The organism is Myxococcus sp. AM011 (assembly GCF_013372595.1).
GTDB lineage: Bacteria > Myxococcota > Myxococcia > Myxococcales > Myxococcaceae > Myxococcus > Myxococcus eversor.
The window spans coordinates 31717-57372 of record NZ_JABXEM010000021.1 but is presented as its reverse complement, the minus strand read 5'-3'; the positions used below and the strand labels follow the sequence as shown (position 1 = coordinate 57372).

At 69.7% G+C, this 25656-nt stretch carries 18 protein-coding genes; 9 read left to right on the top strand and 9 right to left on the bottom strand.

Annotation, left to right across the window (positions count from 1 at the left end; genetic code table 11):
• Window positions 1–130 precede the first annotated feature (130 nt).
• The 7 genes from HUW62_RS06750 (at window position 131) to HUW62_RS06720 (ending at window position 9610) form a co-directional block, all read left to right on the top strand.
• Entirely contained in the window at window positions 131–769 is a 639-nt protein-coding gene (locus HUW62_RS06750) for an SRPBCC family protein (RefSeq protein WP_176433915.1), read from the top strand.
• Between the two features lie 186 nt (window positions 770–955).
• The gene (locus tag HUW62_RS06745) at window positions 956–2998 is read left to right on the top strand and encodes an alpha-amylase family glycosyl hydrolase (protein ID WP_176433914.1); all 2043 of its coding nucleotides are present in this window, start codon (window positions 956–958) and stop codon (window positions 2996–2998) included.
• 328 nt (window positions 2999–3326) lie between these two features.
• The gene (locus HUW62_RS06740) at window positions 3327–4844 is read left to right on the top strand and encodes a fibronectin type III domain-containing protein (protein ID WP_176433913.1); all 1518 of its coding nucleotides are present in this window, start codon (window positions 3327–3329) and stop codon (window positions 4842–4844) included.
• A gap of 62 nt (window positions 4845–4906) precedes the next feature.
• On the top strand, window positions 4907–5296 hold the full coding sequence (locus HUW62_RS06735; RefSeq protein WP_163868858.1) for a BlaI/MecI/CopY family transcriptional regulator: 390 nt from the start codon (window positions 4907–4909) through the stop codon (window positions 5294–5296).
• Window positions 5293–6915, top strand: a complete 1623-nt coding sequence (locus HUW62_RS06730; protein ID WP_176433912.1) for a M56 family metallopeptidase — start codon at window positions 5293–5295, stop codon at window positions 6913–6915. Before HUW62_RS06735 ends, HUW62_RS06730 begins: the two co-directional genes overlap by 4 nt.
• Window positions 6916–6963: 48 nt before the next feature.
• Window positions 6964–8061, top strand: a complete 1098-nt coding sequence (locus tag HUW62_RS06725) for an erythromycin esterase family protein (RefSeq protein WP_368670356.1) — start codon at window positions 6964–6966, stop codon at window positions 8059–8061.
• Between the two features lie 139 nt (window positions 8062–8200).
• Window positions 8201–9610: a hypothetical protein gene (locus HUW62_RS06720; RefSeq protein WP_176433911.1), complete on the top strand. Its 1410-nt coding sequence runs from the start codon at window positions 8201–8203 to the stop codon at window positions 9608–9610.
• Window positions 9611–9661: 51 nt separating this feature from the next.
• On the opposite strand, the gene HUW62_RS06715 is transcribed toward HUW62_RS06720, so the two are convergent.
• From HUW62_RS06715 to HUW62_RS06685, 7 genes are all read right to left on the bottom strand, one after another.
• Window positions 9662–10876, bottom strand: a complete 1215-nt coding sequence (locus tag HUW62_RS06715) for a PAS domain-containing sensor histidine kinase (RefSeq protein ID WP_217911166.1) — start codon at window positions 10874–10876, stop codon at window positions 9662–9664.
• A gap of 174 nt (window positions 10877–11050) precedes the next feature.
• On the bottom strand, window positions 11051–12799 hold the full coding sequence (locus tag HUW62_RS06710; protein ID WP_255203283.1) for an isovaleryl-CoA dehydrogenase: 1749 nt from the start codon (window positions 12797–12799) through the stop codon (window positions 11051–11053).
• 55 nt (window positions 12800–12854) lie between these two features.
• Entirely contained in the window at window positions 12855–13331 is a 477-nt protein-coding gene (locus tag HUW62_RS06705; RefSeq protein WP_176433910.1) for a spore coat U domain-containing protein, read from the bottom strand.
• On the bottom strand, window positions 13315–15648 hold the full coding sequence (locus HUW62_RS06700) for a fimbria/pilus outer membrane usher protein (RefSeq protein ID WP_255203282.1): 2334 nt from the start codon (window positions 15646–15648) through the stop codon (window positions 13315–13317). Before HUW62_RS06700 ends, HUW62_RS06705 begins: the two co-directional genes overlap by 17 nt.
• The gene (locus tag HUW62_RS06695) at window positions 15645–16424 is read right to left on the bottom strand and encodes a molecular chaperone (protein ID WP_163868853.1); all 780 of its coding nucleotides are present in this window, start codon (window positions 16422–16424) and stop codon (window positions 15645–15647) included. The genes HUW62_RS06700 and HUW62_RS06695 overlap by 4 nt, the downstream gene beginning before the upstream one ends.
• Before the next feature lie 17 nt (window positions 16425–16441).
• Window positions 16442–16969, bottom strand: a complete 528-nt coding sequence (pru, locus tag HUW62_RS06690) for a fruiting body spore coat protein U (RefSeq protein WP_163868852.1) — start codon at window positions 16967–16969, stop codon at window positions 16442–16444.
• A 308-nt stretch (window positions 16970–17277) separates the two neighbouring features.
• The gene (locus tag HUW62_RS06685; RefSeq protein WP_176433909.1) at window positions 17278–19152 is read right to left on the bottom strand and encodes a glycoside hydrolase family 18 protein; all 1875 of its coding nucleotides are present in this window, start codon (window positions 19150–19152) and stop codon (window positions 17278–17280) included.
• 393 nt (window positions 19153–19545) lie between these two features.
• On the opposite strand from HUW62_RS06685, the gene HUW62_RS06680 reads away from it, so the two are divergent.
• Complete coding sequence (locus HUW62_RS06680; RefSeq protein ID WP_163868850.1) at window positions 19546–20214, top strand: hypothetical protein; 669 nt, start codon at window positions 19546–19548, stop codon at window positions 20212–20214.
• A gap of 9 nt (window positions 20215–20223) precedes the next feature.
• Here the strand turns inward: HUW62_RS06680 and HUW62_RS06675 are convergent, their stop codons facing one another.
• Together HUW62_RS06675 and HUW62_RS06670 are read right to left on the bottom strand one after the other, a co-directional pair.
• A complete protein-coding gene (locus HUW62_RS06675; protein WP_163868849.1) occupies window positions 20224–21054 on the bottom strand; it encodes an NIPSNAP family protein in 831 nt (276 codons plus the stop codon).
• Window positions 21055–21146: 92 nt separating this feature from the next.
• Window positions 21147–21539, bottom strand: coding sequence for a RidA family protein (locus tag HUW62_RS06670; protein WP_163868848.1), 393 nt, complete (start codon window positions 21537–21539; stop codon window positions 21147–21149).
• 201 nt (window positions 21540–21740) lie between these two features.
• Between HUW62_RS06670 and HUW62_RS06665 the strand changes: the two genes are divergently transcribed.
• A complete protein-coding gene (locus HUW62_RS06665) occupies window positions 21741–25655 on the top strand; it encodes a kelch repeat-containing protein (RefSeq protein WP_176433908.1) in 3915 nt (1304 codons plus the stop codon).
• Window position 25656: the final 1 nt, after the last annotated feature.

Here is a 25656-nt window from a genome sequence, read left to right as displayed (position 1 = left end):
GAAAATCGCAAACCCCGTGTCGATCTGAGGGGTCCTCGTTCGTCGCCGCTGCAGAGCGGCGATTGAGCGCTCGGTGCATGGCCCGGGGGGGCCCGACGTATCCATTCCTTTTGAACGTCCGGGAGTTTTCATGAAGAGGACATCAGGCATCGTCTCGATGGTCGCCGTCGTCGGGTTGCTCATCGCCATCGGCCAGCGACCCGGCACGTTCCGCGTCGAACGCAGCGCGAACATCCAGGCACCCGCCGAGGTCGTCTTCGCGTTGGTGAACGACTTCCAACACTGGGAGCAGTGGTCGCCCTGGTGGAAGCTGGAGCCCACCCAGCACGTCTCCTTCGAGGGCGCGCCCTCGGGTGTGGGCGCCATCTACGCGTGGCGGGGGGAGCGGACGGGCTCGGGGCGGATGGAAATCGTGGAGAGCCGTCCGAACACCTACGTGCGAATCCGGCTCGACTTCACCGTGCCCATGCGGGCCACCAACACCAGCGAGTACCTGCTCACCCCCACCGCGGACGGCGTGACGCTGACGTGGGTGATGTCCGGGGAGAACACCTTCGCCGGCAAGGCCCTCCAGCTCTTCGCCAGCATGGACGAGGTGATGGGCCGGGACTTCGAGCAGGGCCTGGCCGACCTCAAGAGCGTGGCCGAGGCCCGACGCGGAGTCTCCGCTCCTTCCATGGGGGAGGCCGGCTTTCACGGAGACGCCCTGAACCGCGATGCGGCCCCGGACGTCGTCGTCGCCCGGGACGCGCATTACCCGCACGAGTAGGGCCCGGTCGGGTGGGACTCAGTCCCACGGTGTGGGGCGCGCGGGTATCAGCCGTGAATAACGTGTTTTTGTTTTCAGGTTGATGCTGTTTCAGCGGGCTCCAGCAGCTGCTGTCACATGCCTCAAGCAACCTTGAGGGCGTGTGCTCGATACTGATTCTGGACTTCTCCAGACAACGGCCGAGCCATGCCCACCCGGATTCCCCCACCGAGCCGTCCCGCGACTTCCTCCACGTCCCGTTCCACCGAGTCCGAGTCGCCGCGCCCCGCGTCCAGCGGGAAGGCGGCTGGCGCGCGCGGCCCGGCGGTGAAGGACTTCTTCGACGACGTCCGGCAGACGCGCAACGCGGAGGCGCGGCGTGCACCGGCGGACCATGGGCCCGTGGGGCGCGACATCGTCCGCAAGGATGGGAGCCTCGTCGCCGAGCTGCCCCGGGCCACCGCCGTCCCCATGCCCTCCCAGCCCTCCAGTCGTCCGGGCATGGGCGCCATCCCCTACGACGGAGGCACGACGTTCCGCGTCTGGGCGCCCAACGCCCAGCGGGTGCAGGTGGCCGGTGACTTCAGCAACTGGGAGTCGGTGGAGCTCAAGCGCGAGCCGAGCGGCAACTTCTCCCTGGACGTCCCCGGCGCGAAGGCCGGCGAGCAGTACCAGTACGTCATCCAGGGCAAGCACGGCGACTGGCGCTGGAAGGGAGACCCGCGCGCCAACGACGTGACGAACTCCACGGGCAACTCCGTCATCGTCGACCACAAGTCCTACGAGTGGAAGCACGACTGGGAGTTCAAGATGCCGGCCTGGAACGAGGCGGTCATCTACGAGATGCACGTGGGCACGTTCAACGACTCACCCGGCTGGGGCCCCGGCAACTGGCAGAGCGCCATCGACAAGCTGGACCACCTGAAGGACCTGGGCATCAACGTCGTCGAGGTGATGCCCTCGGCCGAGTTCGCCGCTGACTTCAGCTGGGGCTACAACCCCGCCTTCCCCAACGCGCCGGAGAGCGCCTACGGCAGCCCCGAGGACCTCAAGCGCTTCGTCGACGAGGCGCACAAGCGCGGCATCGGCGTGGTGATGGACGTCGTCTACAACCACCTGGGGCCCAGTGACCTGCCCCACTGGGACTTCGACGGCGAGACGTACGGCAAGGGCGGCAGCTACTTCTACACGGACTGGCGCGCGAAGACGCCGTGGGGCGACACGCGCCCGGACTACGGCCGCCCCGAGGTGCGCGACTACCTGCGCGACAACGCGATGATGTGGCTGCGCGACTACCACATGGACGGCCTGCGGCTGGATGCCACCAAGGAGATCCGCCAGGCCAGCGGCGCGGACAACCCGCAGGGCTGGCAGTTGCTCCGGGACATCAACGACGCCGTCAACCGCGAGTTCCCGCAGAAAATCATCATCGCGGAGGACCTGGGCAACGAGGGCGGCCTCACGCACCCGGATGGCGCCAACTTCGACAGCCAGTGGGACGCAAACTTCGTGCACCCCGTGCGCACGGCGCTGACGGCCTTCTCCGACGCGGACCGCGACATGAACGCCGTCGCCCAAGCGATTGGCTTCAAATACAACGGCAATGCCACCCAGCGTGTCATCTACACGGAGAGCCACGATGAAGTGGCCAATGGCAAGCAGCGGCTGCCCAGTGAAGTGGGGGGCTGGGATTCCGGTGGCTACCACGCCAAGAAGCGCTCGCTCATCGGCGCGGCGCTGACGATGACAAGCCCTGGCATTCCGATGATCTTCCAGGGTCAGGAGTTCCTCGAGGACGGCCACTTCCAGGACGGCGACCCGCTCGACTGGCAGAAGAAGGAGTCCTTCGCCGGCATCAACCAGGCGTACACGGACCTCATCAAGCTGCGGCGCAACTGGAACGACAACACCGCGGGCCTGCGTGGGGAGAACGTCAACGTCCACCACGTGAACGACAACGACAAGGTCATCGCCTTCCACCGCTGGGACAAGGGCGGGCCGGGCGACGACACCATCGTCGTCGTCAACTTCGGCGGCAAGCAGCTCTCCAACTACGAGCTGGGCCTGCCCTCCGACGGCACGTGGAAGGTGCGCTACAACAGCGACTGGCAGGGCTACTCCGGCGACTTCGGCAACGCCCAGAGCTTCGACGTGGGCGGCAAGTGGAACGGCAAGGATGGCCTGCCCGCCAGCGGCTCCCTCAACAACCTGGGCCCCTACAGCGTCGTCATCCTGTCGCGGGACAAGTAGGCCTCCACCCGGCCCGGGTTCTCACGTTTCAATACGGTGGCATGTGTAGCGGTGTCGCATGAGTCCATATAGCTGTAATTCTGTATATCATCGATAAAGCAGGATTTCATGATGGTTCCCCCAGGAGGGTTCCATCATGATTTTCTCCCGCCGGGCCGTGCCCGGACTTCGTGCTGTCGCGGTCGGTCTCACGCTGTTTCAGGTGTTGTTCACGGCGCGGGCCGCGCCCCGCAGTGACACGGTGGGGCGCGTCCCGTCACTTGAGCGACAAGGGGCAGGAACCCGTGGGCAATGTCGTGCCCGCCCCGCATCCGGCACAACCGTCGGCATGGTGGGAAACACGTTGGTGGTGGTGGCGCGCCCGGAGTGGGTGTCGGGCGGAAGACCCTCGTGGTCGACCTTCAAGGTGACGTTGCTGAACCTGTCGGACGAGGTGGTGGTCAATCCCGTCATCTCGTTCAGGGTGGGAGCGGGACAGGTCCTCCAGAACAACTACGGCCTGGTGTGGACGCGGAGCGGGGAGGTGGTGTCCGGCACCCTCGTGTCCGAGCGCAATGTCATTCCACCGCGCGCCGCGAGCGAGTTCCGGCTGTCGGTGCAGGGCCAGGCCCAGGGCCGGCTTCCCTTCGACTTCACCGTCAACGGGAGCCCCGCGGACCCTCCGCTCGACACCGAGCCCCCCACGACGCCCAGGCGGCTGCACGCCACGCTGGTGGGCTCCCGGCTCGTCTCCTTGGGGTGGGATGCGTCCACGGACAACGTCGCCGTCGCGGGCTATCGCGTGACGTACACGAAGGAGGGCGGCGGCGGGGCCCAGACGCGCGTGACGACCCGGCCGGCCATCACCTTGATGGGATTGTCGGCGGGGAGCGAGTACCGGGTCTCCGTGGTGGCGCTGGACCTGGCTGACAACGCCTCGGCGCCCTCGGAGGCGGTGAAGGTCCGCACGGCGCCAGCGCTGCCGGACGCGGGGGACTGGGACGTGCCGCGGGCTCCCTTCGTGGACTACACGACGTGGCCCACGCCTCGCGTGTCTCGGTCCGCAGGGCAGTCCGGCCTGGATGGCGTCTTCCTCGGATTCATCGTCGTGCGGCCGGACGGTGACAGGTCGGTGTCCTGGGGCGGAAACGCCCTGCTCGTGGACTCGGAGGATGGCCAGACATACGCGGGGGACGCCACGGTCTCCGACTATGGAAAGCAGGACCTGGACGACTTCCGTCGCGGGGGCGGCACGGTGGTGCTGTCCTTTGGCGGCGCGGCGAACGTGCCCCTCGAAGCCGTGGAGACGGACGTGTCGAGGCTCGTCACGGCCTACGCGTCCGTCCTGCGCAACTACGGCGTGCGCCACCTGGACTTCGACTTCGAGGGGGCCTTCCTCCACGACGACGAGGGCCAGGTGCGCCACCTGGCGGCCATCTCCCAATTGCTCTCCGTCCATCCCACGCTGAAGCTCTCCTACACGCTGCCCGTCGCGGGTGCGCCGGGGGCATTGGCCGGGTTCAACGACGGGGGCGTGAGGTTCCTCCAGCGGCTGTCCTCCGCTGGCATCGAACCGGCGCTCATCAATGGGCTGATGATGGAGTTCGGACCGTCGGCGCCTCCGGATGCCCTGGAGTGCTGTCTGCATGCGCTGCGGGGCATGCACGCGCATGTCTCGGCGGCCTTCCCCCACTGGGATTCGAGCAGGGTCTGGCGGCGGCTGGGCGCCTGTCCCCTGTTCGGCCGCCACGTCGATGGCAGGGAGTTCACCCCGGAGCACCATCGCGGATTGGTGGCCTTCGCCCGCGAGCATGAGTTGGGCTGCGTGTCGGGCTGGGGACAGGGTGCGCAGCACCCCGGCACGTAGCGCGGCGATGAAGTACGACGAGCGTCGTTGACAACATACGATTGAAATCGTACTTTGGCCGCATGACGACGGATGCCATTCCCACGGACGTGGAGCTCGCCATCCTTGGTGTGCTCTGGAAGCGCGGTCCAAGCACCGTGCGAGACGTGCACGAGGCGCTCGGGCGGGAGGACGGCAAGAGCGCGGGTTACACCACCACGCTCAAGCAGCTCCAGGTGATGTCCGCCAAGGGGCTGGTGAGCCGTGACGAGCGCGCGCGCAGCCACGTGTACGCCGCGAGCGTCGCGGAGGCCCGCACCAAGCGCCAACTGGTGAAGGACCTGCTGGACCGCGTCTTCGGTGGCTCCTCGGGTGCGCTCGCCGTGCAGGCGCTGTCGCTCAAGCCCGCCTCGAAGGAGGAGCTGGAAGACCTGCGCCGGCTGCTGGATGAGGACAAGGGGAGCAAGCGATGAGCCCCGTCTGGCTGATGGAGGAGTGGGGGCGCGCGGTGGCCCTGTGGCTGGCTCACGGCGTGTGGCAGACGAGCGTCGTCGTCCTGGTCGCGGGTGGCGCGCTGTGGTTGCTGCGCCGCCGCTCGGCGCGGGCGCGTTATGCCGTGGGGTGTCTGGCGCTGGCTGTGGTGGTGCTGTCGCCCATGGCCACGCTGCTGCTGTCGTCGCCTGTCTCCGCCCCCGTGGAGCAGCCGCTGCTGGCGGCGGCGGAGAGCGGGCGCGCGACATCCATCGTCGAGGACTCCCGGAGGCTCGCGGGCGGCGTGCTGCCGAGCCCGTCCCCCCAGACGATGTCGGTGCCGGAGGACTCCTTCACGCGCTGGCCCTTCGTGGTGGGCGGGCTCTGGCTCGGCGGCGCATGTGTGGCATTGCTGCGCCTGGCCCTGGGGTGGCGGCGGCTGACGCGACGGCTGGTGCGGCCCGCGACGCCCGCCTCCGTGGCGCTGCACCTGCTGGTGTCACACGTCGCCGGACAACTGGGCCTGCGTCGCGCGGTGAAGGTGCTGGAGTCCGCCGTCGCGCCGTCTCCGCTGGTGTTGGGCGTGGTGCGCCCGGTGCTCGTGCTCCCGCGCGGCATGCGGGAGCGGCTCTCCCCGGCGCAGTTGGAAGCGGTGCTGGCGCATGAGCTGACCCACGTGCGGCGCCACGACACCGTCGTCAACTTCGTGCAGTCCCTGGTGGAGGTGCTGTTCTTCTTCCACCCCGCTGCCCGCTGGCTCTCCGCCCAGGTGCGCCTGGAGCGCGAGCACTGCTGTGATGACGCGGCGGTCGGCTTCTGCGGCGACGCGCGGGTGTATTCCAGCGCGCTCCTGGGGCTGGAGGAGCTGCGGCAGGCGGGCCCGGTGGTGGCGCTGGGCGCGGGCACGCAGCCGCTGGCGGAGCGGGTGCGGCGGCTGCTCGGACAGGCGCCGAGGCGGGAGGTGCCTCGCAAGGCGCGACTGGCCGCGCGTGCCGGCGTGGTGCTCGCGGTGCTGGTGGCCTCCGGCGCGGCCTGGGCGTGGGAGGTGCCCGAGCCGCTGTCCACACCCGCGCGGCCGAGGACCGGGCTCGCGGCGGCGGTGTGTGCGCGGGCTGTCTACCCGAAGGACTTCACCGCCATCACGACCTACGAGAACGATGGGAGCCTCACCCTCAACCGCATCTCCCACCGCATCTCCGTCTCGCGGTGTGGCCGCATCCGCCTGGAGTCGGCGGATGGCCGCTCCCCGCATGTGCTGCTCTATGACGTCACCACGCGGGAGCGGGTGGCCCTGGATGTCAGGGCGCGCACCTACGACGTGATTCCCTCTCCGGGAGACCTGGGGCTTCCGCTGCACCTTCCGGATGGCTGCTCGGAGAGCCAGAAGGACTGCCAGCTCCAGGGGGAGGAGGTCCTGGAGGGACGACTCACGCGCCGGTGGCGCCGCGTCCATGCGCCGCACGACACGATGACGCAGTGGGTGGACGCGGAGCTGGGCTACGCCATCCGCGAGGAGTCCGACCTCTTCGGCACCCTGCGCGTCTCCAACATCCAGTTCGTCGAACAGGACGCCACGCGCTTCGTCATCCCGAGCGACTACCAGGAGGACATCTCGCCGTAGCGTTGGCCGTCGTCGGTCCGCGACACCCGGAAGCTGGAGCGTGGGAGCGTGGCTCCCCGCTTCGGCTCCGTTCCCACCCGAGCACGTGAGCGTCGCCGCCTTCTGGTGCGCGCGTCGATGCGGGGTGGACGCATCTCCCCGCCCATCCTGTGTCCCTTCACGGCGGATGCGCCGGGCCTCCCGTGCCCGGTGCGTCCCGGCCGGGCCCCCGTCGTCCATCCCGAGGTCCGCGTGAAAGTCCTGTGTCTGCCGTGGCTCGTGCTTTCCCTCGCGTGCGCTGGAACCGGCGCTCCGCGCGTCCCGTCCGCCTCCGCGCGGGCCCTCGTCGACTTCTTCGAGCAGGAGGCCCCCGCCTTCCACCAGCGCCTGCTCGGGCCCCTGGCGCCGTTCCTCGACGAGAAGAAGGGCCCTGAGCCGCTCCCGGTGGAGACCGGGAAGCAACTCGCCGGACTCGTCGCGGATATCGACGCCCGCTTGCGGCTGCCGCCCATCCGGAAGCGCTCGGAGAAGGCCCGTGCCCTGGTATCGCGCCATGCGCGGGTGCTGGGCCAGTTCGCCGAGGTTGTCGTGGCCCCGCATTCGAGCACTGAACTCAGGGACCGGGCGATGGCGGAGAACGCGCGCTGGGTTCTGGAGCACGAAGGCCCGGAGGCGCGGATGGTGCTCTGGGCGCACAACGGCCATGTCTGCATCGCGGACCGCGGGGGCTCGTTGTCCATGGGCCAGCATCTGCGCGAGGCCCTGGGCCCAGGGATGTATGTCTTTGGATTCGTCTTCAACCAGGGCTCCTTCCAGGCCGTGCACATGCCGAGCGAGCCGAACGAGCCGCGACGGGGCGTCATCCCCCATACCGTCCCGTCCGCGGAAATCGGCTGGCTCGATGGAACCCTCGCGCGGGCACGGGTGTCGGCGTTCGCCCTGGATTTACGGGGCCTTCCCCAGGAAGGCGGCGTGTCTGATTTCTTCGTGCGGCCCCGGTACACGCGCAATTACGGGGCCGTCTTCAGCAAGGACATCCCGCCCCGGGTCGTCCGGGCCGCCGTGGCGTATGACGGGCTGCTCTTCGTGGACCACACGCAAGCGGCGATTCCCACTCCCACCGGACGGCGCCTTCCTCCGGGACAGCAGGCCCAGGGCGCTCCTTGAGCAGGATGTTTTCGCGACCATGTCTCGCTTTTCGTAAGACATCTCCGGGGCACCTCCGTTGAAGCGGTGAGTGGAGCCGTCACGGCTCCGGTCCGGTGTGCCTGTCGCGCGCCGGTCCTCATCAACGGGAGTCGGAATCATGTTGAAGAAGGTCGTCGTTTCATGGTGCCTCCTGGTGAGCGGTGTGTCCCTGCTCGCCGCGTGTGACAGTGCGCCGGAGAAGGCGGAGGTCATCGACTCGCACAACCCCGGCACGGTGGTGCTGCTCATCGAGCGTGAGGGCGGCGAGGGCCCCTATGTGGAGGGGACGCAGGAGCGCTTCAAGGTCACCGCCTCGGGAGAGTCCTTCAAGGCGGTGCGCTGGAGCGCCAACGCGGGTTCTGTCGCCGCCGAGGCGGAGCGCGTGACGTGGACGCTGCCGGAGGAGGGGACGGCGTCGCTGTCCGTCTCCGTGGAGACGACGTCGGGGAAGACGGCGGAGGGCCTGTTCAACTTCAACGTGGTGGCCGCCGCTGTCGCGCCGGGGACGACGATTGACGCCGGGCCGGACATGACGGGCGTGCTCTGCGAGCTGGCCTTCGACAACACGGGCAAGGGACACCTCGTCTACACGAACGAGACGCACAAGGGCCTGTGGTACGCGACGTGGGACGGCACCACGTGGACGACGGAGCAGATTGACGGCCCGGGCTTCAACAACGGCGGCACCTACGTCCTGAACTGGAACATCGCCCTGACGCTGGACGTGGCGAGCGGGACGCCGCACGTCGTCTACCTCAAGGGGCCGGGCCTGCCCGGCACGACGGCGGCGAACTGGCGGATGACCTATGCCACGCGCGTCGGCGGCAACTGGGTGCGTGAGGAGGTGGACCCCGCCAACCGCACGTCCTACACGCGCGTGAGCGTGGCGCTCAATCCGAACCAGGGCCTGCAGCCCGTCGTCGCCTTCAGCGATGGCTCGCTCGGGACGGGGGTCCGTGTCGCCACCCGGACGGCGCCTGGCACCTGGGCCATCGCCCAGCACAACACCGCGATTCTCATGGGCGACATCAACTTCGACGCCTCGGGCTCGCTGTACATCCCCTACAGCCCGGGCTCCGGCACGGAGTCCTACGTGGGGGTGCGGCCCGGCGTGGCGACGGACATCTTCCAACTGGACGGTGTGAACCGGAACAACACCCTGTGGCTCTCCGCGGTCTGGGGCCCGAGCCAGCACCTGCTGCTCCTGTCGAGCGGCGCCCTCGACGGCACCAAGAGCGCCCTGCAGGACCTCACGGTGAGGGCGCCCTTCACGACCAGCACCCTGGTCGCCTCACCGGTGGATTTCGAGAACGACGCGAACGACCTGACCTACGGCGGGGGCAAGCTCTTCATCGCCCAGCGCCATGCGACGACGCTGGAGCTCATCACCCCGGATGCGCGCGGCTATTGGACATTCACCCAGTTGGGCACGGTGCAGGAGGGCTCGCGTCCGAGCGTGGCGGTGCGCCCCACGGACGGCACGCCGCATGTCTGCTACCAGCGCGACGGCAAGGTGAGCTTCCAGTAGGCGGCAAGGCCTGGTCGCCAGCCCCGATTCGCGGGCTGGCGTGCCCGGCGCTCAGGCGTGGGGAATCGACGTCGTCGGATTGCCCGGCGTCAGCGCCGTCCTCGGCACCTTGAAGGTGAAGGCCGAGCCTCTCCCCGGCTCGCTCTCCACGTGGATGCTCCCGCCGTGGGCCTCGACAATCTGCTGGGTGATGAAGAGGCCCAGGCCCATGCCTCCGTAGTTGCGCTCGGAGACGGCGCGCACGAAGCGCTCGAAGATGCGCTGCTGCTGCGTGGGGGCGATGCCGATGCCCTCGTCCCGCACGGTGAGGACCGCCACCGTGTCATCGGCGCGCAGGCCCAGGTGGATGGGCTTGCCCGCGCCATACTTGAGGGCGTTGGTGAGCAGGTTCGTCACGGCCTGGTCCATCCGCCGCCGGTCCCACATCCCCTCCACGCTGGGGGGCGCCTGGACGTCCAGGTGACACCCCGCGGCGGCGGCCTGGTCTCCGTGGCGCGTCGCCACGTCGCGCACCAGGATGGCCAGGTCCATGCGCGTGGGCTCCAACGCGAGCCGGCTCACGTTGATGCGCGAGACATCCAGCAGGTCGTCGATGAGGTCGGCGAGCTTGCGCACCTGCCCGCTCGCCGAGGCCAGCTCCCGCACGAGCCGTCCGTCCGCCAGCAGCGCCTCCGGGTTGCTCTCCGCGATGCGGCGCATGGCGGACAGCTTCAACTGGAGGGGCGTGAGCGGCGTCTTCAGCTCATGCGAGGCCACGGACAAGAACTCGTCGCGGGCGAGCAGCGCCTCGCGCAGCCGCTCCAGCTCGCGCGTCTCCTCCGCCTGCTTGCGCTGGGTGAAGTCCCGCGTCACCTTGCCGAAGCCGCGCAGCTCCCCGCTCTCGTCGAAGAGGGCGGTGATGACGACGTTGGCCCAGAACCGCGAGCCGTCCTTGCGGATGCGCCAACCCTCGTCCTCGAACCGGCCCAGCCGGATGGCGGACTCCAGCTCCCACGCGGGCTTGCCCCAGGCCACGTCCTCCGGCGGGTAGAAGACGCTGAAGTGCTGGCCCAGGATTTCGTCGGCCAGGTAGCCCTTGATGCGCTCCGCCCCCGGGTTCCAGCTCGCGATGTAGCCGCGCACGTCCAGCGTCAGGATGGCGTAGTCCGTGACGCTCGAGATGAACAGCCGGAGCTGATCCGCGGTGTCCCGCTTGGAGTGGTCTCCTGGCGAGTAGGTGATGCCTCCATCACCAGAGTTCACGAGGTGGTCGTGGTCGTCGCCCAAGATGCTCCTCTTCCAGCCTCCTAGGAGAACACGTCAGTGTTGGCTTGCAAGCGTGTGTCTCGTTCTTTCGTCCAGTAGACGAAGGCCCCGTCCCCCGGGTGGCGGTGGACGGGGCGGAGGCCTTCCTGCCCGACAGTGTGGTCCGGACACGGGGTGAGGGCAGGCGAGGGGGCCTCAGGCCACCGCGCCTTCGCTGAAGGCCCGCTCGATGAGCGCCTTCATCGGGGCATGGGCGGGCAGGGTGCCGAAGCAGTTGCCGTGCGCGCCGCCGAGCCGGGACTCGCAGAAGGCGTCGGCCACCTGGCTGTTGCCCGCGCGCAGGAGCAGGGAGGCCTGGAGCGCCAGGGCCAGCCGCTCGACGACGAAGCGCGAGCGCGTCTCCAGCGTGGCGGTGTCCGAGAAGTCCTTGGCGATGCGCGCCAGCTCCGCGTCGAGCGCGGGGTGGCCGCCCTGGGCCGCCATCAGCTCCTGGAACAGGGCCTCGCGGCTCGCGGGCTCACGGGTGGCCGCGCGCAGCACGTCCAGGCACTGGATGTTGCCACTGCCCTCCCAGATGGAGTTCAGCGGCGCCTGCCGGTACAGCCGCGCCAGGTTGGCCTCCTCCACGTAGCCGGCGCCGCCCAGGCACTCCTGCGCCTCGTTGACGAAGGTGGGCGCGCGCTTGCACACCCAGTACTTGCCCACCGCGGTGGCCATGCGGGCGAAGGCGGCCTCCCGCTCGTCGCGGTGGCTTGCGTCCACGGCGCGGGACACGCGCGCCGTCAGCACGGTGTGGGCCTCCGACTCGAGCGCCAGGTCCGCGAGCACGTTCATCATCAGCGGCTGCTCGATGAGCCGCCGACCGAACGCCTTGCGATGCCGCGTGTGGTGGATGGCCTGCACCAGCGCCTGGCGCATCAGGCTGCTGGAGCCAATCATGCAGTCCTGGCGCGTGAGGGCCACCATCTCCAGGATGGTCGCCACGCCCCGGCCTTCCTCTCCGACCATGAAGGCCACCGCGCCCTGGAACTCCACCTCCGAGCTGGCGTTGCTCCAATCCCCCAGCTTGTCCTTGAGCCGTTGGATTCGGATGGCGTTGCGCGTGCCCTCCGGCGTGAAGCGCGGCAGGAGGAAGCACGACAGCCCGCCCTCGGCCTGGGCCAGGACGAAGAAGGCGTCGCTCATGGGTGCGGAGAAGAAGAACTTGTGCCCCACCAGCGCGTAGGGATTGCCCGCCCCTCGGGCGCCCAGCTGGTGCGCGCGCGTGCTGTTGCTGCGCACGTCGGAGCCGCCCTGCTTCTCCGTCATGCCCATGCCGATGGTGACGCCCTTCTTCTGCTCGGCGGGCTGGAAGCGCGAGTCATACGCCGTGGATGTGACGAGCGGCAGCCACTTCTCCGCGAGCCCCGCGTGCGCCCGGAACGTGGGCACGCACGCGTACGTCATCGTCAGCGGACAGCTGGTCCCCTGGTCGGCCTGGTTGTGGAGATAGGAGAGCGCCATGCGCGCGACGTGGGCGCCCACCGTCTTCTCGTGGCGCCACGCGAAGTTGGGGATGCCATGGGCGACGGCCGCCTCCATGATGCGGTGGTAGGCCGGATGGAACTCCACCTCGTCCAGCCGGTTGCCATAGCGGTCGAAGGGCTTGAACTTCGGCTTGTTCTCGTTGGCGGTGAAGCCCAGCTGCATCAGCTCGCCGCCCACCAGCGGGCCGTACTTCGCGATGTCCGCCTCGGCCCAGCTTCCACCCTCGCGTGCCACGGCCTCGCGCAACGGGAGGTCTGTCTTCCAGGCGTCGTACACCAGGGGGGGCGCCTGATTGGTGACTTCATGGGTGACGAAGGTCGTCGCGATGGGGTCGGAAGAACTCATGGTGTGAGGATAGGCGAGCGGCCCAGGCTCCGCGAGCGCGACGTCCGCGGTGGAGCGCCTCTCCGCGCGCATGCCCCGCGTCCCAGCGGAGCGGGCGGGACTCGCACGTGGCGTGAGCACCCGGGCATCAGAAGTTCACCGTCACCACCAGCGTGTCGGAGTAGGCGCCCGCCGCGACGCTCTGCTGGGCGGGGACCCGGCCGTGGATGGGGACGGTGATGTCCAGGCCCAGCAGGGGGAGGACCGGGCCATACCGTGACGTGCCGGCCGTGTTGTTGCCCCAGACCACCAGCCGGGAGGGGTCCAGGTAGAGGTTGTAGGCGAGCTTGCTGGAGGACGGGCCGTTCATGAGCCGCGTCGTATAGCTGTTGGAGCTGCCCTGGCTCAGGTCGATGGTGACGGGCGTGAGCTGGATGATGGTGCACCGGAAGGTGATGCTCCCCATGGCGTCGAGCGGCAGTGTGGAGGTGCTGGTGTAGTTGAGGAAGCTCAGGCCCACCACGTTGCGAACCTCACAGACCGCCTGGGCACTCGCGGGAGCCAGCCCGCACAGGCCCGCCAGCAGGAGCGCACGGGGTCGTATCGCGTCACCGTGCAGCCGCATCCACGCACCTCACCGTTCCCAGGTCGATGACCTTGCCCGCCAGGGATGGGACGTCCAGCGTCGCGGCGCATCGTCCTCCGGGGTGGATGACGCTCGCCGCGTGCTTTCCCGCGGGCAGCCCCACCAGCTCGAACTCGCCATTCCTCCCCACCGGAGAGCTGAGGCGCGCGCCCGCGACGTCCACCCGCAGCTCTCCATGGGCGGGTGTGCGCCCTTCCGCGTCGTCCGCGAGCACCAGCCGGCCCCGGAACGCGCGCACCGCGTCCACCTGGAAGTCGAGCACCACGCCTCCGCGCCGCCACGGCGCCACCAGTCGCTCCGTCGTCCGGAGATAGACGTCCAGCGGCAGGTCCTCGTCCGTGAGCGACAGCCGGTTGGCCCCGTAGGACTGGAGCCGCGTCACCATCAGCTCGCCCCGCGAATCCGTCCGGCCGATGAGGTGGTTGTCGAGCCGCACGCCGACGCCCTCCACGCCCTCCACCCGCACCAGCGCATACCCCTGGTCCACCGCGCGGGTGGGACGCAGGCGACCGCCGAGCGCCACCACGCCCCCGGAGACCTCGGCCGCGCCCACCAGCACGCCCTGACGCCACTCCAGGCCCGCGGTGTAGCGGCCCACGTTCGTCTCGTACTCGACGCGGCCGAGCGCCTGGTGGTGCAGGCCCGCCTGGCCCTGGACCTGGAAGCCCAGCCCGCCCTCCACGGGCACGCCTCGAGAGACATCCGCGGTGGTGAGGCCGCCTCCCCGGTGCTGGGTGTGGCCCAGCGTGCCCGTCGTCCTCGGGTCCAGGATGGTGTTCAGGTACACCATGCCCTCCAGCGAGGACGGGCCCTGGCGCTGCTGGCCCCGACTGGCGGAGAACGAAATCAGGGTCCGCCCGCTCAACTGCGCGGAGGTGGACGCGCTCAGCCACGTGGACCAACCGCGGTTCCTCCAGCGCGTCACCAGCGCCTGCCCGCCCAGGCTGACCCGACCGCCGAGCGAGACGAAGAGGTTGCCACCCGACTCCAGCCGCGGGTGCGGCGCGTCCTGGGCAAGGCTGCTGTGCGCGTAGCGCGCGCTCATCGCCCGGCCGAAGACAGAGCCTCCCAACCACCGCCCCTGGACCGAGTACGCGGCGCCGGCCGCCACTCCGGTGTGGCGCTCCGAGCGACTGATGGCCTCGGAGAGCTCCATCTCTCCGAGCGGGAGCTGGAACCACTGCACCGCGCCGGTGCTGAGCAGGTCAGTGGACAGCTCCAGCCGCACGCCCGGCGTCAACCAGGGCGTCGCCCCCAGGCGGAAGGTGCCCAGCAGCAGCGGCCGTCCGTAGTCGAAGCTGCGCGTGCCCACCGACTCGCGCTCGATGCCCAGGGACACGTGGTAGTCCGCCACGCCCGGCGACAGCAGCTGCGCGCCCAGCGAGTACGACGCGTTCACCTCGCTCACGCGCCCGAAGGCGTCGCGCACCACGTAGCGCGTGGTGCCGTCGCCCCGGGGCACGGTGAGGTTCTCCAGCCGGTAGGGCCCCGGTGGCAGCTCGGTGCGGCGCACCAGCCGGTTGTTGACGTAGACCTCCAGCGTGGACGGCGTGGTGACGTCGCCCGCCAGGTCCTGCACCGGGTTGCGCACGAAGTACGGGTTGAGCTCGAAGGAGCGCATGACGTGGAGGCCCGCCACCACCGCGCCACCGCCGAGCACGCCACCCTGGCCGGTGGCCTCGCCCGCGACGGCGCGCACCATGACCTCCGGAAAGTCCACCGACAGCTGCGTCAGCCCCCGCAGCGGTGTCGCGCCGGGACTCCACCGCCCCTGGCTCGTCAACAGGCCCCGGCCCACCGACGCGCCCACCTCGCCGAACAGCGCGACGCTCGTGTTGCGCAGGTGCGCGGCGTAGTTGACGAACCCGCTGGGGCTTCCGGTGACGGCGTAGCCTTCGGGGGCCTGGGTACCCAGGTCGATGCGCGTCGGCGTGAAGGCGGAGGATGGCAACTCGCAGCGCAGGCTGGCGGTGCGCTCGTCGAGCTCGAAGCGTCCCTGGGGTGCCAGGGATTGCAGCGAGACATAGCCCTGGCCCGAGATGACCTCCACGCGCCCCCCCAGCCGCGCCAGGTCCACGCCGCCCTCCTCCAGCGTGGCCGCGGGCAGCAACACGTCCGTGCCCCTCAGCAGCGGGAAGGCGTCACCCAGGGGGACGCCGTTCAGCGTGAACTCCACCACGATGGGAACGAGGTGCCCGGGCTCGGCCGAGGCCGCGCGCGCGGGCATGCACATGAAGCAAGCCACCAGCGCCAGGGCCAGCGCGCCCCCTGGAGCCCCCCTTCGCGAGTGACTCATGGAGACTGCGCGGGCCCACAGGGCTCGGAGGCGCTGACGGGCGCGCTCTGCCGGAACACGCCCCGGTCCGTCTCCACCTCCACCTCCAGCGAACGGATTCGCTGGCAGTGCTCGGCGGAGGTGTCCAGCGCGAACACCTGCGAGCCTCCGGGCAGCACGTACCAGCCCACCTGGTCCTTCTCCACCAGCGACTGGCCCCGCGCATCCAGGCCGCGCACCCGCGTCTGACGGATGAAGAAGTTCACCGTGCCCGGGTTCCTGACGCGGAAGTGGAACCGTGACTGGCGCAGGTCCACGTCCTCGACGCGGCCCTGGACGGCCTTGAGCTTGGGCGCGACGAACACGGGGATGGAGACGCGGGTGAGAATCTTCAGGCCCATGGCGGGCGGCACCGGCCCCAGGGGCGGCATCTCCTCGATGACGAGCCGGAAGGGGCGCTCCGTGTCTCGCGGCGCCGAGGAGATGCCCACCCGGATGGGGCGGGACTCTCCCGGCTCCAACGTCAGCATCGACGGGAAGAAGAACAGCTCCTGCGTCGGCTCCAACGTCATGCGCCCGTCTTCGTCCTGGACCCAGGTGTGGACCGAGGCCTGGAAGCGCGTGGTCTCCGTGCCCTGGTTCCGCACGGTGACCACCACGCCCCGGGCTCCGGTCTCCAACTCGAGACGGACGGGATTGACCTCGAGCGACGCGGCGAGCCCCGTCCCGGGGAGAACCCAGGTGAGGCCCACCATCAATCCCAGACACCGGGCCCAGGAAGAAAGACGGATGCGCATGAGGGTGGTGTCCCGCGTCAGAAGGTGATGGTGGCGACGACGGTGTCGTTGTAGGTGCCGGAGGGGACGTTCTGCCCCTTGGGCACGGTGCCGAACACCGTCACGGGAGTGGACAGGCCCGTTCCGATGTAGGGCAGGCCCGTGCCGGCCGTGTTGCCCCAGACCACCAGGCGCGTCAGGTCCTGGTACAGCGTATAGGACAAGAAGTCGTTGGACGTGGTGCGCAGCATCCGGCGCAGCGGCACCGCGTCCGTGGAGCCCGAGTCGGCGTGCGCGCCCTGGCCCAGCGTGACGACCGCGGTGCCCAGCAGGGTGCACTGCACCGTCATCGTCCCGGCGCCGAGCAGGTCGATTCCCGCGCTGCCGTTGATGAGCACCGGGTCGTAGTTGCCGAAGTTGAGCGTGCCGGAGTTGATGCTGCACGCGGAGTTCACCGTGGCCGTCACCGTCAGGTTGGCGGTGGCGGTGGCCGCGTCCGCGGAAGGCGCGAGGGTGAGTGACGCGGCGACGGCGGCGGTGGCAAGGGCACTCTTCAGGGTTGTCATATGGACAGCTCCAGCAGCGAGAAGGCCGGTGCATCCCGGTTGGCGTCTGGCCATTGCAGACTGGGCGCCAACGTCGTGGACGCCAAGGCCGCCTGTCGGGCATCCCCGCCCACTGCACGCTCCCGGCGTGTGATTCGAGGCAGAGCTGGTGGAATGCCCTGACAGTCTTTTCACTGGACGGCGTGCACCTGTCCGTGGAGGGCATCCCCCGGCCCGAGGAGCCCAGGCGGGCCCGGGCCGGGGAGACGCGAGCGGTGCGGGGCAGGGAGGATGACGACTACCCTTCCTGGGGCCCGCGCTTCCCAGGGCTAGGGGAGGAAGGCGCCCTTCACCGCGTCGAGCGGGGGATTGGCGCCCGTCACCGGGTCGGTGCAGCCCTGGTTGAGGCTCCAGATGATGGTGCCGCCGAAGCCGTTGGCGCGCGCCCAGGCCCCCTTGGCGGCAATCGCTTGCGGCGAGTCATAGGAAATCCAGCGCACGGTTCCATCCACCACCGGCGTGGTGAATGTCACGTAGCTGGACTGCGCCTGGGCATCCCAGTGATACGTCCCGCCCATGGCGGACAGCTCCAGGATGCGCCCGTAGGTGAAGTCATTGTCGCTGCCCACGTAGTCGGACCAGTCCGTATAGGGTTGATAGGGGCCGGTGATGTGGCGCCAGGCCATGCCATAGAATGGCAGCCCCATGCCCAGCTTGGCCTTGGGGATTCCCGCGGCCACCCAGGCACTCAGGCTGGCGTCCACGGAGGTGGGGTGGGTGCCCGACTCTCCCATCAGCGCGGAGGAGTACCAGGACGTCCAGCCGCCCCACGGGCCCGTCATCTCGTAGGTCATGACGTTCATCTGGTCCAGGTACGGCACCAGGTTGGTGAACCACGGGTCGGCGTCCTCGGGGAAGTTGGCGTTGACCCAGCCCATGGGGAAGGTGAGGAGCATGCCGGGCCGGGCCGCTCGCAGCTCTCGCACCAGCGCGAGCAGGAAGGGCTTGTCGGCGGCCTCCACCGGCTCCCAGTCGATGTCCAGGCCGTCGTAGCCGAAGCTGTCCATGGCGGCCAGGAGGTTGCGCACGAAGCGGGCGCGGTTGGCGTTGGACGCGGCACCCACCCAACCGTCGTGCTCTCCGGAGCCGCCCACCATGATGAGCGCCTTGCGGTTGGCCGCGTGGGCGCGGGTGGACAGGGTGCGGGCGATGGCGGGGCCGTTGTCGTTGTCGAACTGGGTGTTCACCGTGCCGTCGGGATTGGGGGTGACGCGGCCGACCATGATGTGGGTCATCGCGCTGAAGTCGACCTTCTCCGGCGGATACAGGTCCGCGTTCCAGCCGGTGTAATAGCCAGACACCCACAACCCGCCGGACGGCGGCGCGGTGACCCGGATGGGCGCCGTCGCGGACTTCGTGGGGTCCGCGACGCTGGTGGCCACCAGGTGATACGTGCCCACCTGCCGGGGCGCGGTGTAGCGGCCCGCGGCCGTGACGGAGCCGCCCGTGGGCCCCTCCTGGATGGACCAGGTCACCGCCGTGTTCGAGGTTCCCGTCACCGTGGCGATGAAGGTCCGGGAGGTACCTCCGGTCATGGAGAGGGATGCGGGGGAGAGCGTGACAGTCACGGCGGATGGGACGCTCAGGCCCTCCACGCGCAGCTCATCGAAGTAGAGCGTGGGCAGCGTCACGCCGCGCCCTTCCTGGAGCACGACGCCCTGGATGCGCGCTCCCGGGGGCGCGAGCGCGGAGAGCGGCACGTTGCAGGTCACCCAGGTATTGGCCTGGATGCGCCCCCCCGTGCAGCGCGCACCCAGGTCCGTGCCGGCGGTCAGCAGGTCATCCGCGAAGGCGCGGACCTTGACCGCCGCGCCCGTCCCGGCCGTTCCGCCGTGCACGCGCAGGATGAACACGGCGCTGGAGTCGGCGACGCGGGAGGGCGTGTAGAAGAACAGGGCCTCCTCGGCGCCCATCGTCGCGGAGATGGAGTAGCGCCCCTCCGACACCGGAGAGGGGGCCACGAGGGAGTGTGTCGTCCAGGAGGCGTTCACCCAGGGCGACGTCATGGCGTCCCGGTAGATCCAACTCGTGGCGAACGAATCCACCTGCGATACCGCGGAAGGCTCCGGCTCCGTCGCGCCCGCACCCCCGCTCCAGAACAAGAACATCCCCAAAGCCAACCAACCCACCCACCGCGACCTCATGTGTGTGCTCCTCTCGAGGCCTCTCTGGCACCGCGCACACCGCACCGCGGACATGACGCGAGTCAGGGGCCACGAAGCCTGTCCGGGATGGACGGGCCACGGGGCAAGCTGGGGTGACGCGTCCCCGTCAGCAAAGCCCGACGCGGGTCCCTGTTGAGACTCGCGAGTCGACACTCCGCGCGGAGCCTGTCGAAAGGGACTAAGGCCAATCCCTTACATGCCTGTGTGACAGACGGCTCGACTCGCACCTGTCCACGGGATTGGACACCGCGCGAGGGGATTGTCAAAGCCGGTGGACAGTCCCGGCCCGGAACGTGCCGCGTGTCACCCTGGAGCCACCGCTGGCGTGCCCCCTGCAATGTCGGCACGGGTGTTGTCTGATTTGGGGGTCCGATGAAGCGCCTGGTGCTGTGTGGCTTGCTCGTGTTTTTCGTGGGGATGCCCCGGGTGACGTTCGCGCAGTCCATGGCCCCTCCGGAGACGCGGCTCCGGGGGAGAACGGGCGCGACGGAGCGGGCCCTCGTCGATGGCAAGCCCGAGGGTGAAGGGCCGTCGCGTCCCGAGAAGTTGCAGTACCGGTTCTGGGACAAGGCGGTCTCCAATGTCTACTTCGGCCACGACACGATATCGGCGGCCGACTACTTCACCTTCACCGGCGTGTCCGAGGAGGGCAAGAGCATCACCGCGAAGCTGCTGGGGTTCCGGGTGCTCTACAACGTCCAGCTCAGCCTCTATGCGGCCATCACCTCCACGGAGACTCCGACGCCGGAGGAAGGCGAGCCCCCCGCGGCCTCGCGCGAGGGGAATCTCGAGAACTTCATCCAGGCGGGTGGCAACGCCACGTTGATGGCGGAGGTCCCCCTGCTGGCTTATTTCGGAGCCGTCTCGGATGAATCAGGGTCGCAGGACCTCCTCTCGGTGAGCCTGGCTCCCGCCCTCAACCTGGACGTCGCGGCCATGGGCGCCACCTCGAAGGACGGCGTGAAGGTGGGGCAGCTCGGGCTGCGCTTCTTCGGGCAGAAGTCCGCCATCGACAATGGAGACATCGCGGTGTCGCCGTAGGCCGCGGCTTCACCGCAGCAGGGAGCGGGGCGTGGGCTCCAGCAGCAGGGACTCGGGGGCGGCCTTCAAATATTGGAGCAGGGCGGGACGCACGGTGTCCGTCCATCGGCGTGAGCCGGCCAGTCGCTCGACGTGGGCCTGGTACTGCTCCCGGCTCGCGAACACGGTGAACGCGACGAGCACGTGCTCTCCCTCGCGCACGGGGAGGGCGGGGAAGGTGTTCGGGGCGTACTCCGTCTGGAACAGGGCGAGCGGCGCGCCACCCGTCTCGCGCAGGACGGGCACGAGCTGTTGCTCGACGAAGCGCAGCAACCCGGCGTCCAGGGGGGCGTCACGGTGGAACATCGTGACGAGGACGACGGAGTCCGGCGTCGAGGTGTTCCCCTTGTCGGGCCGCTGGGCGCTCGGCGGGGGGAACCCTCGACTTCCGGTGACGGGGCGCAACAGCAGGACATTGCTCGAGTCCAGCATCGTCGCGTTGGCCGCTTCGCGATGGGCCTTCCACACCGGCCCTCCGTAGAAGCGCTTCAGGGTCTGTTCGCGCGACACCATGTCCGGGAAGCCGCGCACCCAGACGAAGCGCTCGGACCGGGCCGAGTCCCGGAACTGTCCGACGAGGTGGGCGCCCTCGGCTTCCTGGCTCTCGATGAACTCCCGCTCGAACAGGTCGATGAGGACGTCGCGCTGGCCTGGGCGCAGCGTGTACTGCCGCAACTCCAGCACGGCACAGCAATCACGGGACGCGGGCTTCACGGCGGAGGCTCCTGTCGGAGGCGTCCTCGGACGCGCACCCGCCTCGCACGTGAGCAACAACAAGAGCGTGAAGAGCACAGGTCGCATGGGGCCTTCCGGTAGCGGGGTATCGGAAGGCACCGTACGGGCCATCTAGGACAGTTCCGGTCCTGATTCGGACCGTGAAGTCCGCGGCCGTCTCAGGGCACGTAGGCGATGCAGTCTATCTCCACCAGCAGTCCGGCCTCGGGGAGCGCCGCCACCTGCACCGTGGTGCGGGCGGGACGGTGCCCGGCGAACACGCGCTCATAGACGGCGTTCATCCGGGAGAAGTCCTTCATGTCGACGAGGAAGACGCCGCAGCGCAGGACGTGCTGGAGGCTGGAGCCACCGGCGAGGAGGATGCGCTCCAGGTTGCGGAGGACCTGCTCCGTCTGCGCCTCGATTCCCTCGGCCTGCTTCCCGGTAGCGGGGTCCGTGGCCGCCTGTCCGGACACGAGGAGCAACGAGTCCAGCCGCATGCCCGGAGAGTAGGGGCCCACGGGCTTCGGCAATCCAGGCGCGGTGACGGGCTGATGCTTCGTCGCGGTCATTTTATTCCTCCATGAAACCCAACGAGGCCCGCAGCCTGCCACTGTCGTGTCCAAACCCTTGGCGTTTCTTTTTGGAGGCGTCAGCCAGGACCCGGTGGGGTCAAAGCGTGATACAGCCGGATGCAACACGCGCATGCTCGCCAGCCGTGGAGCCCCCCGCGCGTCAGCCCGTGCCACGCGCACGGGTGTGGAGGCTGAAAGATGCAGTCTAGATGCGTCTCGCAACGCCTGGTCGTGGTGCTCTGCTGTGCCTTCGTCGCCGCGTGCGAACAGAAGCGCGACCTGCCGGACTCGGCGCAAGCCGTGGCCCTGACCCGAGCCTACTTCCCGGAACTGGCCACGGAGGAGGCGCCGTCGAAGGTCTACTCCACCTCGGAGGTTCCCCTCACCGTCGCGGATTCCCGCGCCCTCACGTCGCGGCTCTCCGGGAGCGGGACGCTGGAGTTGACGACGCGGGGCCTGCTCTTCCGCATCGAACAGGGGGCTTCCGCCGATGACGCCGGGGCCCTGCGCCGCGAGCGCACGGAGGTCTTCGCGGGCCCCCGGCACTTCTGGTTCCCGGTGGGTGCTTCCGCCGAGGTGAGCCAGGGCTGGCGCTCCTCGCGACTGGAGGAGGCCTGGGTGGTGGATGGCTCCGAGCCGTTCCACCGCGCGGAGTACCACGTCACGCTGCCGCCTTCGGTGACGCGCCTGCGGGACGTGGGCGAGTACGTGGAGTTCCTCGACACCGACGGGCAGCCCGTCCTGCGCTTCCATCCGTCCGAGGTGCGCGATGCGCGGGGCGAGTCCCGACGCGGCGTCACGCGACTGTCGGGCGTGCGCGCGTCCTCGGTCGCGAACGTGTTCGACGTCGAGGGTGTTCGCGTGAGTCTCGTCACGGAGGTGGCGCTCGCCGGACTCGCCGCGCCGCTGGTGGTGGACCCGGCCTGGTCGTCGACGGCCGGCATGGCGACCCCGAGAGCGCAGCACGCCTCGCTGCTCCTGACGGATGGCACGGTCCTGGTGTCGGGAGGGGTCAACAGGCTGGGCTTCGTGTCCACCGCGGAGCGGTTCGACCCGGAGCGGGGGACCTGGGCTTCCGCTGGGAGCCCCGGCATCCAGGGCAATATCGCGGTGGGCGTGATGCTGCCCACGGGACGGCCGCTGGTGATGACGGACGGCAGCCAGACGGGACGCATCTACGATGTCCAGACGAACACCTGGACCGCCACGGGCGCGATGTCCGCGCTGCGCAGCTTGCCGTCGGTCACCGTGCTGCCCTCGGGCAAGGTGCTCGTCGCCGGTGGCTCCAACCTGGCGACGGCGGAGCTCTACGATGCCGCGACCAACCTCTTCACACCCACGGGTTCCATGGCGGTCGTCCACCGTGCTCACGCGGCCGTGCTGCTGAGGGATGGACGGGTGCTGGTGGTGAGCGGCTTCAGCAACGTCATCCCGGGCGAGGTCCCCCAATGCGAGCTGTATGACCCCGTCTCCGAGACATGGTCTCTCGCGGCGCCTGTCCTGGTCCCTCGGCACTACGCGACGGGGACCCTGTTGCCGGATGGCCGGGTGCTGCTCGCGGGCGGCTTCGCGGCGGGAGGGGTCACCAACCACGCGGAGCTCTATGACCCCGTGGCCAACACGTGGACCGCCACGGAAGCGCTCGGCTTTCCGCGCAATGGCCACTCCGCCACGCTGCTTCCCGACGGCAAGGTGCTCGTCGCGGGCGGCGCGGACGCGGCTCGCAATACCGAGGTGGTCTCGGAGCTGTATGACCCCGCGACGGGGACCTGGAGCTCGGCCGGGACGATGGCGGTGGGGCGTGAGAACCTGATGGCGACGCTGCTGCCCACGGGCCAGGTGCTGGCCAACGGCGGCTACCGCTCCAACCCGAGCCTCACCTTCTACGCCGACGCCGATGTCTATGAGGAATCCAGCGACGTCTGGGCTCCCGCCGGCAATCTCGCGGCGTCGCGCGCTTCCAGGGCGGCCGTGCTGTTGCCCACGGGGCAGGTGCTGGTGGCTGGAGGCCGCGGTCCGGGAGGAGTGCTCGCGACGGCGGAGCGCTACACGCGAGCGAGCAACACCTGGGCGCCCGCCGCGTCCCTGGCGACAGCGCGTGAGCGGGCCTCGATGAGCCTGTTGCAGTCGGGCCGGGTGCTCGTCGTCGGCGGCGCCAATGGCGCGGGTGCGGTGGCTTCGGCCGAGCAGTATGACGCCACGGCCAACGCCTGGACGCCCGCGGGCGCTCTGGCCACGGCCCGAGATGGACACACCGCGACGGTGCTCGGCTCGGGCCAGGTGCTCGTGGTGGGCGGCGCGAGCTCGGCGTCGGCGGAGGTGTATGACCCGGCGACCCATGCCTGGAGCGCCGCCGCTTCGGCCTCCACGCCGCGCTCGGGACATGCCGCCGTGTTGCTCAACGACGGCCGTGTCCTCGTGGCGGGCGGGCAGAACGCGGGAGCGCTGCTGGCGTCGGCGGAGCTGTATGACCCGACCACCAACACCTGGGCTCCGGCGGCGAGCCTCGCTCAGGGGCGCGAGTCCTTCACGCTGACGTTGTTGTCCTCGGGCCGCGTGCTGGCATCGGCGGGCTCCACGCTCGCGGCGGAGCTGGCCTCGGCGGAGCTGTATGACCCGGTCTCCAACACCTGGACTCCGGCGGGCTCGCTCGCGGGGGCGCGCGCCTTCCACTCCGCGGTGCTGTTGCCGTCGGGCCGCTTGCTCGTCGCGGGAGGCCAGGGCGCTGGAGGCGCGGTGCTCGACACCGCGGAGCTGTATGACGGCACGACGAACACCTGGAAGCCGGCGAAGAACCTCGGTGGGCCCCGGGCGCGCTTCGCCGCCGTGGTGCTGCCCACGAGCGAGGTGCTCGTGCTCGGGGGAGAGTCCGCGGCCAATACGTGGCTGGCGAGCTCCGAGCTGTACGAGGACACGGGGGCGCAGCCCGCCTGGCGTCCGGTGGTGACGGGGCCGGACGAGGTGCTTCGTACGTGCTCCGTCCGAATCAATGGCACGGGGTTCCGAGGCATCTCCGGGGCCAGCTCGGGAGACTACAAGGACTCCGCGACGGACTTCCCGCTGGCGCGGCTGCAAGGCGTGGAGGGTGGTCGGCTCTGGAGCCTGCCGGGGACGGACCTGTCCGCCACGGGCGTGACGGTGACCATTCCCGCCAGCACGACGCCCGGCACCTATGCGCTGTCCGTCTTCGCCAACGCGATTGGAAGCGGGCGACTGATGACGGTGCTGCAGAACACCGCGCCGGTGGCGCAGGCCCAGACTGTTGCCGCGCCCCATGGCACCCCGGTGGCGGTGACGCTGGTGGCCACGGATGCGGAGGCGGGTCCGCTGACGTACGTCATCGTCACGCCTCCCGCGAATGGAACGCTGAGCGGGACGCCACCCAACCTCACGTACACGCCGAACGCGGGCTACTCCGGCCCGGACACCTTCACCTTCGTGGCCCGGGATTGCGGACTGGACAGCAATACCTCCACGGTGGCGGTGGACGTGGCGGCAAACCCTCCGCCGGTGCTCACCTGTCCCGCGGACCAGGTGGTGGAGGCCCAGGACGCCTCGGGGGCCGAGGTGACGTATGAGCCCGCGACGGTGACGGACCCGGGTGCGCCGACTCCGCCGGTGGTGACGTACTCGCCCCCGTCGGGAAGCCGGCTGCCGCTGGGTGAGACGACCGTCACGGTGACGGCGGTGGCCTCGGATGGCGAGCAGGCCACGTGTACGTTCCGGGTGACGGTGCGCGACACGACGGCCCCGCCGCCGTTGACCTGTCCGGACAATGTCCGGGTGCGCTCTGACGGGCCGGGTGGCTCGCTGGTGACGTACACCCTGCCCACGTCGACGGACTCCGTCTCCGGACCGGCGACAGTCACGGCGTCGCCCGAGTCGGGCTCGCGCTTTCCTCCGGGCCAGACGCGCGTCACCGTCACCGCGACGGATGCCGCGGGGAACTCGGCGCAGTGCACGTTCGAGGTCTCCGTCCAGGCCCAGGTGGTCTCGATTGCCGGAGGTGGCTGTCAGTCCTCGGGGGGCGGCGCGAACGCGGCGCTCGTCGTGCTGTCGGTCCTCGCCGTATGGGCAGGCCGCCGTCGCGGCCGGGAGCAAGGCACCCCGTGAG

Coding starts and splice junctions, on each gene's coding strand:
- HUW62_RS06750 (WP_176433915.1), top strand. CDS start 131: ATGAAGAGGACATCAGGCATCGTCTCGATGGTCGCCGTCGTCGGGTTG.
- HUW62_RS06745 (WP_176433914.1), top strand. CDS start 956: ATGCCCACCCGGATTCCCCCACCGAGCCGTCCCGCGACTTCCTCCACG.
- HUW62_RS06740 (WP_176433913.1), top strand. CDS start 3,327: ATGGTGGGAAACACGTTGGTGGTGGTGGCGCGCCCGGAGTGGGTGTCG.
- HUW62_RS06735 (WP_163868858.1), top strand. CDS start 4,907: ATGACGACGGATGCCATTCCCACGGACGTGGAGCTCGCCATCCTTGGT.
- HUW62_RS06730 (WP_176433912.1), top strand. CDS start 5,293: ATGAGCCCCGTCTGGCTGATGGAGGAGTGGGGGCGCGCGGTGGCCCTG.
- HUW62_RS06720 (WP_176433911.1), top strand. CDS start 8,201: ATGTTGAAGAAGGTCGTCGTTTCATGGTGCCTCCTGGTGAGCGGTGTG.
- HUW62_RS06710 (WP_255203283.1), bottom strand. CDS start 12,799: ATGCGCGCGGAGAGGCGCTCCACCGCGGACGTCGCGCTCGCGGAGCCT.
- HUW62_RS06705 (WP_176433910.1), bottom strand. CDS start 13,331: ATGCGGCTGCACGGTGACGCGATACGACCCCGTGCGCTCCTGCTGGCG.
- HUW62_RS06700 (WP_255203282.1), bottom strand. CDS start 15,648: ATGAGTCACTCGCGAAGGGGGGCTCCAGGGGGCGCGCTGGCCCTGGCG.
- HUW62_RS06695 (WP_163868853.1), bottom strand. CDS start 16,424: ATGCGCATCCGTCTTTCTTCCTGGGCCCGGTGTCTGGGATTGATGGTG.
- pru (WP_163868852.1), bottom strand. CDS start 16,969: ATGACAACCCTGAAGAGTGCCCTTGCCACCGCCGCCGTCGCCGCGTCA.
- HUW62_RS06685 (WP_176433909.1), bottom strand. CDS start 19,152: ATGAGGTCGCGGTGGGTGGGTTGGTTGGCTTTGGGGATGTTCTTGTTC.
- HUW62_RS06680 (WP_163868850.1), top strand. CDS start 19,546: ATGAAGCGCCTGGTGCTGTGTGGCTTGCTCGTGTTTTTCGTGGGGATG.
- HUW62_RS06675 (WP_163868849.1), bottom strand. CDS start 21,054: ATGCGACCTGTGCTCTTCACGCTCTTGTTGTTGCTCACGTGCGAGGCG.
- HUW62_RS06670 (WP_163868848.1), bottom strand. CDS start 21,539: ATGACCGCGACGAAGCATCAGCCCGTCACCGCGCCTGGATTGCCGAAG.
- HUW62_RS06665 (WP_176433908.1), top strand. CDS start 21,741: ATGCAGTCTAGATGCGTCTCGCAACGCCTGGTCGTGGTGCTCTGCTGT.